This window comes from Janthinobacterium sp. EB271-G4-7A, assembly GCF_020858075.1.
Lineage (GTDB): Bacteria > Pseudomonadota > Gammaproteobacteria > Burkholderiales > Burkholderiaceae_D > Janthinobacterium > Janthinobacterium lividum.
Genome location: NZ_JACYMI010000004.1, coordinates 170,198 through 181,717 on the forward strand (window position 1 = coordinate 170,198; position 11,520 = coordinate 181,717).

The window sequence follows — 11,520 nt, forward strand, 5'->3', positions numbered from 1 at the left end:
CGTCCAGCAAGCCTGCCCGCTCCCCAGCCGGCAGGCTTTCTTTTTACAGGCTGGCGGCCAGCTCCGCCCCTTCCCGTATCGCCCGCTTGGCGTCGAGTTCGGCCGCCAGCGCGGCGCCGCCGATCTTATGGAAACGGGGGCCACCCGCAGCCAGCGGCTTGCCATCCTTGTCCATTTCCGGCATGAGTTCCGTCAAGCTGTCCTGGCCCGCGCAGATGACCACGTTGTCCACCGCCAGCAGGCGCTGCTCGCCGCCCACGGTGATGTGCAAGCCCTGCTCGTCGATCTTGTCGTAGCTCACGCCGGCCAGCATGGCCACGCCGTTTCTCGCCAGCGCCGCGCGGTGCACCCAGCCCGACGTCTTGCCCAGTCCCGCCCCCACTTTCGAGGTCTTGCGCTGCAACAGGAAGATCTGCCGCACGGGATGCGGCGCCACGGGCGGAACCAGGCCGCCGCCGGTGGCCGCATCCAGATCCACGCCCCACTCGCCCGCCCAGGTGGCCACAGGCTGGGGCAGCGGATGCGCCGGGTCGTGCAGCAGGTATTCACCCACGTCGAAACCGATGCCGCCCGCGCCGATGATAGCCACGCGCGCGCCCACGGGCTTCTTGCTCTGCAGCACATCCAGATACGACAGCACCTTCGGATGGTCGATGCCGGGAATGGCCGGCAGGCGCACCTTGATGCCGGTGGCGACGATGACGTCGTCATAGCCGCCGGCCAGCAATTGCTCGCGCGTCACGCGCTGGCCCAGGTGCAGCTTGACTTCCAGCAGCGCCAGCCGGCGCGCAAAATAACGGATGGTTTCCGTGAATTCTTCCTTGCCAGGTATCTGCATGGCCACCTTGAACTGGCCGCCGACGCTGTCGCTGCTATCGAACAGGCTCACCTCGTGCCCGCATTCGGCCGCCACGCAGGCGGCGGACAGGCCGGCCGGGCCGGCGCCGACGACGGCCACCCGGCGCGGCACGGCCTTTTTCGCGTAGACGAGTTCCGTTTCATGGCAGGCGCGCGGGTTGACGAGGCAACTGGCGCGCTTGTTGGCAAACGTATGGTCCAGGCACGCCTGGTTGCAGCCGATGCAGGTATTGATTTCGTCGGCGCGGCCAGCGGCGGCCTTGGCGACAAAAAACGGGTCGGCCAGGAAAGGGCGCGCCATCGACACCAGGTCGCAGTCGCCCCGTTCCAGGATGGCGTTCGCTTCGTGCGGCATGTTGATGCGGTTCGACGCCACCACGGGGATATTGACTTCGCGGCGCAGCCGGCCCGCCACGGAAGCGAAGGCCGCGCGCGGCACGGACGTGACGATGGTGGGGACTCTGGCCTCATGCCAGCCGAAACCCGTATTCAGAATGGTCACGCCGGCGTGTTCCAGGGCCTTGGCCACCGTCACCACATCGTCCCAGGTATTGCCGCCCTCGACCAGGTCGAGCAGCGAGTGGCGGTACATGATGATGAAGTTGGGGCCGACGGCGGCGCGGATGCGGCGCACGATGTCCACGGGCAGGCGCATGCGGTTCTCGATGCTGCCGCCCCAGCGGTCCTGGCGCAGATTCGTGCGCGCGCACAGGAACTGGTTCAACAGGTAGCCCTCGCTGCCCATCACTTCGATGCCGTCATAGCCGGCCTTTTGCGCCAGGCGCGCGCAGCGCACGTAGTCGCAGATGGTGCGCTCGATGCCCCGCTCGCTCAAGGGACGGGGCCGGAACGGCGAAATCGGCGACTTTTTTGCCGACGCCGAGACGACGAACGGCTGGTAGCCATAGCGGCCCGCATGCAGGATCTGCATGACGATCTTGCCGCCCTCCTCGTGCACGGCGCGCGTCACCTTGCGGTGATTCGGCACGTCGCCAAGGAAATTGAGGGTGCCGCCGAACGGCAGCAGCCAGCCCTGGCGGTTCGGCGAGATGCCGCCCGTGACGATCAGCCCCACGCCACCGCGCGCCCGTTCGCGGTAAAACGCGGCCAGCTTGCCATAATGGTAAAAGCGGTCTTCCAGGCCCGTGTGCATGGACCCCATGATGACTCTGTTGCGCAAAGAGGTAAAACCCAGGTCGAGCGGGGCCAGCAGGTGGGAATAGGCAGTCATGGTGATCGGTCCGGTAGAGGTGGTATGCAGGCCGTACGGTAGCAAGCATTGCCGCTCGCCGCAGCGTATTTCTCTAGACCGGGAGTTCTAAATCGCCCGGCGCACGGGCCGGCGATGCGTACAGCTTGTGCCGGGGGCAAGTTTCCCGTAGGCTAGGTGCATGACGCGACTCTTCCTTTGCCTGCTGATGCTGTGCGCCGTCCCCGCGACCGCGCTGGCACAGGCGACACGCCTGGACAGGCTGAAGGTCGACGTCAAGCGCATCGAGATCGACGGGCAGCGCATGTATGAAGTCGATGCCAGCGGCAGCGTGCAGGCGCCGCCGGCGTCCGTGTGGAAGACCCTGACCACCTACGAGCGCATGCATGAATTCGTGCCCGACCTCAGCTCCTGCCGCGTGCTGTCGCGCAACGGCAATGAAGTCATCATCGAGCAGCAGGGCATGGCGCGCTTCCTGTTCATGAACCACCCCATCCACCTGGTGGTGCGGGCCACGGAAACACCGTTCACGGCCATCGATATCGCCCTGATCTCGGGCGACATGCGGCATTACGAATCGCGCTGGAATCTGTATCCCATCCCGGAGACGGGCGGCACGCGCATCGTCTTTTCCAGCCGGCTGATGCCGGGCTTCTATGTGCCCGGCATGCTGGGCACGACCATGATACGCGGTGATATCGAGCGCATGATGGCGGCCGTACTCGCCCGCATCGACAGTCAGTACGCCGATAAATCCGGATAACATTACGCCAGATACGTGTCGCGGTCGCGGATTTCCGCGAAGTTTTCCAGGCTGCCCAGTTTCACCGTGACAGGGTTCAGGCTCGCCTGCGGCTGCATCGAGCGCCAGGCGAACAGCCATTCCTGCTCGGGCGCCTCGGCGCGCGTCTTGGTAAAGGCGGCGCCCAGGGCGGCGCGCTGGCCGTATTCGACCAGGCCATCGATGCCTGCCCAGCTGGGCAGGGTGCGCTGCACGGCGCGGTGCAGGCGTTCGCCGAATTCTTCCGTATTGTGGATGATCAAACAGGCGTCAGCCGGGGCGAACAAATCGAACAATTGTTTGTCCCACACTTGCGAAAAGCTCAGGGTCAGACAATTGCCCGCCGGCGCCAGGCGGAACTGGCCCAGGCTCAGCGCCAGCTCGAGTTCGCTGCGCTGGCCGTAGCGGTGCAGGGTGGGGGGACGTTTGTAATCGTGCATGCTGGACTCGTTCTTCAATAGTAGGGTAAACCGGCGCGCCGCTTAACGTGGCGGGCGGATATGGCGCCGGATGCGCTGGGCCGTCGCGGCCAGATAAATTTCGCGCAGTAAATAAATAAAACAGCCGATCAGGCAAATCACGGCCAGCACAAAGAAGGCCGCGATGTATTTGTCCAGGGTCAGGTTCAGAATATCGCCCAAAAACAGCATGGCGATGATGACGCAGACGAAGAAACCGCACGCCGTGCTCAGCGAAATCGAATAGTTGATCAGATGGGTACGCCGATACAAGGTATCTAGCTCATCCATATAGAAATCGTTGTAGCCGATGTCGAGCCGGTCTTCCAGCACGCGCGTGCGGTCGATGATGCGGCCCAGGCGGTTGGTCAGCACCACCAGCATGGTACCGATACCGGTCAACAGGAAAACCGGCGCAATCGCCAGCTGGATGATATGGCCGATGTCGCCGATCTGTATGTTCATGGATAAAAAGTCGTGGGTTCACACCGGCGCCCGACCGTGGCGCCAGCACAGGCCATAGTGTAGCAGGTGGCGCACGCCGGCTGGCCGCTTTGCCAACCGGCGTGGTTGAACGTCATGCGAAGCCGCGCCCCGGCACGAAGCGCTCGGTGGCGCGCACCAGCGCCGAAGCGATACCGTGCTCGAGCGCGCCATGGCCCGCGTCCGGGATCATTTCCAGCTGTGCGCCGGGCCAGGCTTGCTGCAAACGGTAGGCCGACAGCGGCGGGCAGATGGCGTCGTAGCGCCCTTGCACGATGACGGCCGGCAAATGCGCGATGCGCCCGATGTTGCGGATCAGCTGGTCTTCCTCGAAGAAACCGAGGTTGGCCATGTAATGCGATTCGAGCCGGCCCACGCCCAGGTCCAGCGCATCGTTCGGCGCATCTTCCGGTTGCGGCATCAGGTACACGCGGCGCCCTTCGAAGCGGCTCCAGGCGCGCGCGGCCGGCCAGTACACGGCCGGGTCGCTGCTGAGGATGCGTTTCACGTAGGCGGCCAGCAAGTCGCCCCGTTCCTCTGCCGGGATGGGCGCGGCGAATTCCTCGTACAGTTCCGGATAGAACCAGCGCACGCCGTCGATGAACCAGTCGATTTCCGCCTGCGTGCACAGGAAAATGCCACGCAGCACGAAACCGAGGCAAGCCTCCGGATGCGCCTGGCCATACGCCAGCGCCAGGGTCGAGCCCCAGGAGCCGCCAAACACCAGCCATTGGCCGATGCCGAACTGGGCGCGCAGGCGTTCGATATCGGCGATCAGCAGCTGCGTCGTGTTGTTGCGCCATTCGCCCAGCGGCGTGGACTTGCCCGCGCCGCGCTGGTCGAACAGGATCACGCGGTAGCGCTGCGGATCGAAGAAGCGGCGGTGCTGCGGCGACAGGCCCGCGCCGGGCCCGCCGTGCAGGAACAGCACGGGAATGCCGTCGGGGTTGCCGCACTCTTCCCAATAAATGGTGTGGATGTCATCGACCGCCAGCATGCCGTGCCGGTTCGGCGTCAGGGCGGGAAACAGGGGCGACAGGGAGTCTGGCATGGCGAGCGGTCCTTGGAGTGGCGGTCAGGGCGCCAGGCACGAGTCCTGGCAACTGTTCCAATTATAGTGCGCCGCCGGCGCCTCAGGCCAGCAGCAAGGGCAGGCGGTTCGACGACTTGATTTCGCGCATCGACAGGCTGGACTGGATTTCCGCCACGCCCGGCAGGCGGCGCAGCACGGTCGAGACGAATTCGCCATATGCTTCCAGGTCGCGCGCCACCACTTGCAGGAAATAATCGGCTTCGCCCGCCACATTGTGGCACGACAAGATTTCGGGAATCGTCGCGATGGCTTGCTCGAACTGCGACGGCTGCTCGCCGCCATGGTTGGCAAACACGACCCGGACGAACGCGACCAGGCCGATGCCCAGCTTCTTGCGGTTGAGCAAAGCCTGGTAGCCGGTAATAAAACCTTCCTCTTCCAGGCGGCGCAGACGGCGCCAGACGGGGGTTTCGCTGAGCTTCAAGCGCTCGGCCAGGCGCGCATTCGACAGCCGTCCTTCATCCTGCAACAGCCTGAGTATCTGCAAATCGGTGGCGTCGAGGCTAACTTCTGGAATTTTCATCTATTTTTTGTTTTTATAGGAGTGGAATCTACCCGAATACTAGGGCATGCAGGGCAGGAAAAGCAAGCACATTTCATCACGTCAAGAACATAATGGGACCCGGCGAGCAGGCTGCACCGTGCGCATGCTCCCGCTTTTCTTTTCGACCGACCCATGTCCGATTCTACCTTCCTGATGTACCTGCTGGCACTGGCTGGCGCCTTTTTATTACCGGGCCCCGACATGGCGCTGGTGCTGGCGACGGGCGCCGCGCGCGGCGTGGCCACGGCGCTGGTGACGGCCCTCGGTATCGCCGGCGCGCGCGCCGTGCACGTGGCGCTGTCGGGCGCGGGTCTGGCGGCATTGATGGTGACGCATCCGCAAGCCTTGCAATGGGTCAAATGGGCGGGCGCCGCCTACCTGCTGTACCTGGCGCTGCGCCTGCTGCAGTCGGCCCTGTCGACCCAAACGGCGCAGGAAGCAGCCGCTCCCGCCACGGCGCATGGCGCCCGCGCCAGCCTGGTGCGCGGCTTCCTGACGAATCTGCTCAATCCGAAGGCACTGCTGTTTTGCAGCATGTTCCTGCCGCAATTCGTCGCCGGCAGCGAGCAGGTCGGCATGCAATACCTGCGCCTGGGTGCCGTCCTGGTGCTGGTCGGCCTGCTGTTCGACGCCCTGTACGCCGTGCTGGCCGCGCGCCTGGCGCGCCGCCTGCGCGGTAAACCTTCGCCTTACGGCAAGTTCGTGCTGCCCACCGTCTTCGTCTTGCTGGCCGGGCGGCTGGTGCTGGGCTGACTTTTCAGCGGAAGCGGCGCCCCGCCGGCAAAAAAGGCGGGGTAATCGTTCAGCAGGCTGCGCTCCAGCTCGTTGACCTTGCGAAATTGCCGCAGCGTGGGCGCCATGGCCCGGCCCGCATCCCAGCTGCGCCAGGCATTCGGCGCATCGAATTGCGCCAGCAACGCATCGCCCAGGTCCTGGTACACGGCCGCCATCTGCGGCTTGGCCTGCAGCACTTGCAGATACAGCGCGGTCGCTTCCGGCCATTGCCCCAGCTTGGCGCGCAAATTCCCCTCGAACAGGGCCAGCACGGGCTGCTCCAGCCCCGTTTGCGTCCTTGATTCCTGCACCGTCGTCAATGCTGCCTTGATGCCTTCCTGGTCCTTGGCCAGCAGTGCGCGCGTCAAGTCGTGGATGGGCTGGCACTCCTGCATGGCCAGCACCTGCTGTGGCGACAGCTTGTCCACCAGGGCGCCCGTGGAAAAATGGTCTTCCAGCATGGTCAAAAATGCCTCGAAGGGCTTGCCAGCCGCAAACAGGCGCTCGGCCTCGGCGCGCAGCGCGGGATGTGCCTGCGGTCCCGGCGGCGGCAACCGCGCCGCCTGCGCCAGCACGCGCTCGAGCGGGGACGCATCGGCCGCCAGCGGGCGTGGCCGGTAGGCCGCCAGGGTATACGTGGCGGGCGCACCCGCCGTCATGGCGCCGACGCGGAAGTGGCGCGTCACGCTGCCACCCATCTCCTGGTAGTGCATGGTAAATTCGGCGGGAATGCGCTTGCCGCCGGCCAGCATCTTCAGCACCAGCGGATGGCCGCCCCAGGTGTAGCGCAGGTACTGGGCAAATGCCGTGGCATCGTCGCCGCTGACGGGGCTGCCGGCTATCCCCAGGCGCAGCAGGGGCTGCCCGTCGAGCGACCACAGCACGGCACCGTCGAGCACTTGCGGCGCCAGCGCGTTGCGCCGCTTGTTGTCCAGCACCGACAAAGCCTGTTCCTCATACACGGGCAACGTTGCGTGCTGCTCAAGGCCGCCCGCCTTCAATATGCCGACGATCCCTTGCCGGTGGCGCAGTTCGAAGACGCGAAATCCCGCCACGTCGAACAGCGAATACGTGTCGTAGGTGGATGCCGCCATCTCGATCAGGTGGCGGCGGCGCGCGGCAAAATCGAGCACGGACAAGCGCGTGCCATCACGCACGCTCAGGTAATGGGGGCCCAGCACGACATCGCTTTCCTGCGTCTCGCGCGCGGGCAGGCTGGTTTTCACGCCGGGCTTGTTGACGCGCTCGGTAGTCACCGTGACATGGAACGCGACGCTGGCCTGGGCCGCGCCGGCGCCCAGGAAAAGAATGGCGGCCACGCTGGCGCGGCGCAAGACAGGAAAGAGGGGCATGGAAATAGTGCAGTGGAGAAATGCTGATTCTAAGGCAAATCCGGCGATCACCTTGTTTTGCTGGCAAGCATAAAAAAAGACAGCCGCAGCTGTCTTTTTGTTTGACCTCAATACCGATTACGACATGTGCTGGCCGCCGTTGATCGAGATGTTGGCGCCCGTGACGAACGCGGCTTCATCGGAAGCCAGGTAAGCGACCAGGCCGGCCACTTCTTCCGGCTTGCCCAGGCGCGCCATCGGAATTTGCGGGATGATTTTGCTGTCGAGCACTTCCTGCGGAATCGCCATGACCATCTTGGTGCCGATGTAGCCTGGCGAGATGGTGTTGACGGTGACGTTCTTGCGCGCCACTTCCAGCGCCAGCGACTTGGTGAAACCATGCATGCCGGCTTTCGCGGCCGAATAGTTGGTCTGGCCGAAGGCGCCCTTCTGGCCATTCACGGACGAGATATTGATGATGCGGCCCCAGCCGCGTTCCACCATGCCGTCGCAGACGGGCTTGGTCATGTTGAAGACGGAATCGAGGTTGGTGCCCATCACGGCATCCCAGTTCGGCTTGTCCATCTTCTTGAACGTCATGTCGCGCGTGATGCCGGCGTTATTCACCAGCACGTCGACAGGACCGATTTCCGCTTCCACGGCCGCCACGCAGGCAGCCGCCGAATCGTAGTCGGCCACGTCGCACGGATATGCCTTGAAGTCGTAACCCATGTCTTTGGTCGACGCCAGCCATTCCGCGACCTTCGGATTGCCTGGGGAATATGTGGTCACCACGCGATAGCCGAGCGCGGCCAGCTTGAAACACACCGCTTCGCCCAGACCACCCATGCCACCAGTTACCAATGCAACTCTTGCCATTTTCATCCCCTCAGTGTCGTTCTATTGCTAAAAAGTTAATTATTTAAATAAGGCAGTCCACAACCGTTGCATCACAGCGGCGTACTGCACCGGACCAGGCCGCCACGCATTGCGCGTAACGGCCCAAGTCCGGTGTCAGCGATTAATCACGCTCAATTGCGAGGGCGACACCCATGCCGCCGCCGATGCACAATGCGGCCAGGCCTTTCTTGGCGTCGCGACGGATCATTTCGTGGATCAGGGTGACCAGGATGCGCGCACCGGACGCGCCGATCGGGTGGCCGATGGCAATCGCGCCGCCGTTCACGTTGATCTTGCTGGTATCCCAGCCCATTTCCTTGTTGACGGCAATCGCTTGCGCGGCAAACGCTTCGTTGATTTCCATCAGGTCCAGCTCTTCATGCGTCCAGCCGGCTTTTTTCAGGCACAGGCGCGATGCGGAGACGGGGCCCATGCCCATGACGGCCGGGTCCAGACCCGACGAAGCGTAGGCCTTGATGCGCGCCAGCGGCTTCAAGCCCAGTTCTTTCGCTTGCGAGGCCGACATCATGATCACGGCGGCGGCGCCGTCGTTCAGGCCGGACGCGTTGCCAGCCGTGACGGTGCCATCCTTGGCGAACGCGGGGCGCAGGCCGGCCAGCGATTCCAGGGTCGAACCGGGCTTGATGTATTCGTCGCTGTCGAAGACCACGGTGCCTTTTTTATTGGCGATTTCCAGCGGCAGGATTTCATCCTTGAACTTGCCCGCCTTTTGCGCCGCTTCCGCCTTCAGTTGCGACTGCAGCGCGAATTCATCCTGCTCGGCGCGCGTCACTTCGTATTTCTTGGCGACGTTTTCCGCCGTGATGCCCATGTGGTACTGGTTGTACACGTCCCACAGGCCGTCGACGATCATGGTGTCGATCATCTTGAAGTCGCCCATGCGGAAACCGTCGCGCGAGCCGTTCATCGCGTGCGGCGAGGCGCTCATGTTTTCCTGGCCGCCGGCGATGATGATGTTGGCGTCGCCGCACTTGATCGCTTGCGCCGCCAGGTGCGTGGCCTTCAGGCCGCTGCCGCATACCTTGTTGATGGTGAATGCCGGGATCGAGCTGGGCAGGCCAGCCTTGATGACGGCCTGGCGCGCGGCGTTCTGGCCGACGGCAGCCGTCAGCACCTGGCCCAGGATCGCTTCGCCGATCAGGTTCGGGTCGATGCCGGTTTGTGCCAGCAAGCCCTTGATTACATGCGCGCCCAGTTCGGACGCAGGAATCTTGGCCAGACTGCCACCGAATTTGCCGACTGCGGTACGGCCGGCGGCCACGATTACGACATCATCCATTTATTTCTCCGATAAGCAGGCCACGAGGGCCAAGGTCAAGGTGTTAATACAATCCAATGAGTATCCGGGAAGACACAGCAAGCTGCGTTTCATTCTAGCGCGGCACGCGCCGCAGTTCCAGCGCCGCACCGCAGGCGGCGGCGATGACAGCCTGCTTGCGGTGGCGGCGGGCGGCCTGGCGCGGCGGATAGCCGCTGCCGGGCCGCAACACGCTTACGCCTGGCGAGCAGGACGCGTATTTTTATTTTTATCATACCCTTCATCGGCGCCGCCGAAAGTGGTTTTTAGAAAATTATTGAAGGGAATAATCAGGGGCACAGGCGTTTGCTTTACCACCTGCACCAGCTCGCCAAATTTTTGACGCGATGCAGCAAACTCACCCTTTGTCACAGTGTCGAATTTCTCCTGGGTTTCTTGGGCAACATCCTTTGCCTGGCGGCCATATGCACCGATGCGTTCGATGGCCAGTTGCGACTGCGTGCGCGACAGTTCCAGCAGCGCTTGCGGATCCTTCACGGACAGCAGCTGATTGCCTGCCACCGTAGCGGCGGCCAGCGCCGCGCGGGCCGCATCGATCTGCAAGTCCAGCACGCTGGCGCCGCTGTCGACAGCGGCCTGGGCATACGCTTGCGCGCTGATCAATTGTGCTTCCACCAGGGCCTTGCCGGCCAGTGCCCATTGCTCGGAAAATGAAAACATAGTGTTCCTCTCCAATTTGATGGCGGTGCATGTTGCGCCGCACAGTACTCAACTGTAAGCGGTGGTTCATTGCTGAACCTTGATATTTATCAAGCTTTGCTGTTGGTTTGTTTCCAACTCAACGTTGATCAGGACAACAACTTGATACCGTCCAGCGAGGCCGCGCACTGCTCGCGTATCACGCTGACGAAATCGCGCACATACGCCTTGTCCTGCAGATGATCAGGCACGGAGACATACAGGTCGCTCCACAAGCCGTGCTCGCCCACCGGGCGCGCCACCACATAATCGTAATCGACGTAATTCTTGATGGCCCAGTTCGGCAACGCGGCAATGCCGCGCCGGCTCGCCACCAGCTGCAGCACGGCGACCGTCAATTCCGCCGTGCGGCGTTCAAACTGGATGCCGGCGGGGCGCAGCACTTCGCGGATCAGGTCGATACGCTCTTCCGGCACGGGATAGGTAATTAATGTCTCACCCGTAAAGTCGGCCGCCACCAGCCGGCGCTGCGCCTGCAGCCGGTGCTTCTGCGCCATCACCACCAGCATTTCAAAGCGGAACAGGGGAAACACGGTGAAATCGGGGCCATATGGCGAACCGATCACGAGGTCCGCCTCGCCCGAGCGCAGCAAGTCCGCCGGTTCGCTGTGAAAGCCGGAGACCAGGTCGATTTCCACTTCCGGCCAGCGCTGGCGAAACGCATCCATCACGGGCATGAGCCAATCGAAACAGGTATGGCATTCGAGCGCCACGCGCAACTGCCCCTTGTCGCCTTGCGACAGGCGCGCCACGTCGCGCTCGGCCAGTTCGATCTCGGGCAGCAGCTTGTCGGCCAGGGCCAAGAGACGGCTGCCCGTGGCCGTAAAGGCGATCGGCATCGACTTGCGCTCGAACAGGGGCGCCTGGTAGCGCTCTTCCAGCAAACGGATCTGGTGCGACAGGGCCGACTGGGTCAGGTTGAGCAGCTGCGCGGCGCGCACCAGGCTGCCGGACGAACGCAAGGCACTCAGGGTGCGCAGGTGGCGGATTTCTAGCATCGGCAAATGAAATGGCGTACGTGAATGATTTTCATGTTATTCGGCAAAATGT

At 63.4% G+C, this 11,520-nt stretch carries 12 protein-coding genes; 2 read left to right on the forward strand and 10 right to left on the reverse strand.

Going from position 1 to position 11,520, the window contains the following annotated elements:
- Positions 1-43 precede the first annotated feature (43 nt).
- A complete protein-coding gene (locus IGS58_RS23645) occupies positions 44-2,089 on the reverse strand; it encodes an NADPH-dependent 2,4-dienoyl-CoA reductase (RefSeq protein WP_230522857.1) in 2,046 nt (681 codons plus the stop codon).
- Positions 2,090-2,249: 160 nt separating this feature from the next.
- On the opposite strand from IGS58_RS23645, the gene IGS58_RS23650 reads away from it, so the two are divergent.
- Positions 2,250-2,831 (forward strand): SRPBCC family protein, encoded by a 582-nt coding sequence (locus IGS58_RS23650; protein WP_230522858.1) that lies wholly within the window; start codon positions 2,250-2,252, stop codon positions 2,829-2,831.
- A gap of 2 nt (positions 2,832-2,833) precedes the next feature.
- Here the strand turns inward: IGS58_RS23650 and IGS58_RS23655 are convergent, their stop codons facing one another.
- The 4 genes from IGS58_RS23655 to IGS58_RS23670 all read right to left on the reverse strand — a co-directional run bounded on the left by IGS58_RS23655 (position 2,834) and on the right by IGS58_RS23670 (position 5,406).
- Positions 2,834-3,289: a hypothetical protein gene (locus IGS58_RS23655; RefSeq protein ID WP_034752899.1), complete on the reverse strand. Its 456-nt coding sequence runs from the start codon at positions 3,287-3,289 to the stop codon at positions 2,834-2,836.
- 42 nt (positions 3,290-3,331) lie between these two features.
- Entirely contained in the window at positions 3,332-3,772 is a 441-nt protein-coding gene (locus tag IGS58_RS23660) for a DUF2721 domain-containing protein (RefSeq protein ID WP_034783716.1), read from the reverse strand.
- Positions 3,773-3,884: 112 nt separating this feature from the next.
- On the reverse strand, positions 3,885-4,841 hold the full coding sequence (gene pip, locus IGS58_RS23665; protein WP_070258411.1) for a prolyl aminopeptidase: 957 nt from the start codon (positions 4,839-4,841) through the stop codon (positions 3,885-3,887).
- Between the two features lie 82 nt (positions 4,842-4,923).
- Entirely contained in the window at positions 4,924-5,406 is a 483-nt protein-coding gene (locus IGS58_RS23670) for an Lrp/AsnC family transcriptional regulator (protein ID WP_034783718.1), read from the reverse strand.
- Positions 5,407-5,559: 153 nt separating this feature from the next.
- On the opposite strand from IGS58_RS23670, the gene IGS58_RS23675 reads away from it, so the two are divergent.
- Complete coding sequence (locus IGS58_RS23675) at positions 5,560-6,180, forward strand: LysE family translocator (protein ID WP_225317146.1); 621 nt, start codon at positions 5,560-5,562, stop codon at positions 6,178-6,180.
- Here the strand turns inward: IGS58_RS23675 and IGS58_RS23680 are convergent.
- The 5 genes from IGS58_RS23680 to IGS58_RS23700 form a co-directional block, all read right to left on the reverse strand.
- The gene (locus tag IGS58_RS23680) at positions 6,117-7,553 is read right to left on the reverse strand and encodes a hypothetical protein (RefSeq protein ID WP_230522859.1); all 1,437 of its coding nucleotides are present in this window, start codon (positions 7,551-7,553) and stop codon (positions 6,117-6,119) included. The genes IGS58_RS23675 and IGS58_RS23680 overlap by 64 nt on opposite strands.
- 117 nt (positions 7,554-7,670) lie before the next feature.
- Positions 7,671-8,411: an acetoacetyl-CoA reductase gene (gene phbB, locus IGS58_RS23685; protein WP_034783722.1), complete on the reverse strand. Its 741-nt coding sequence runs from the start codon at positions 8,409-8,411 to the stop codon at positions 7,671-7,673.
- A 142-nt stretch (positions 8,412-8,553) separates the two neighbouring features.
- Entirely contained in the window at positions 8,554-9,732 is a 1,179-nt protein-coding gene (locus IGS58_RS23690) for an acetyl-CoA C-acetyltransferase (protein ID WP_034783723.1), read from the reverse strand.
- Between the two features lie 213 nt (positions 9,733-9,945).
- Entirely contained in the window at positions 9,946-10,431 is a 486-nt protein-coding gene (phaP, locus tag IGS58_RS23695; protein ID WP_034783725.1) for a TIGR01841 family phasin, read from the reverse strand.
- Between the two features lie 128 nt (positions 10,432-10,559).
- A complete protein-coding gene (locus IGS58_RS23700; RefSeq protein ID WP_131689575.1) occupies positions 10,560-11,468 on the reverse strand; it encodes a LysR family transcriptional regulator in 909 nt (302 codons plus the stop codon).
- Positions 11,469-11,520: the final 52 nt, after the last annotated feature.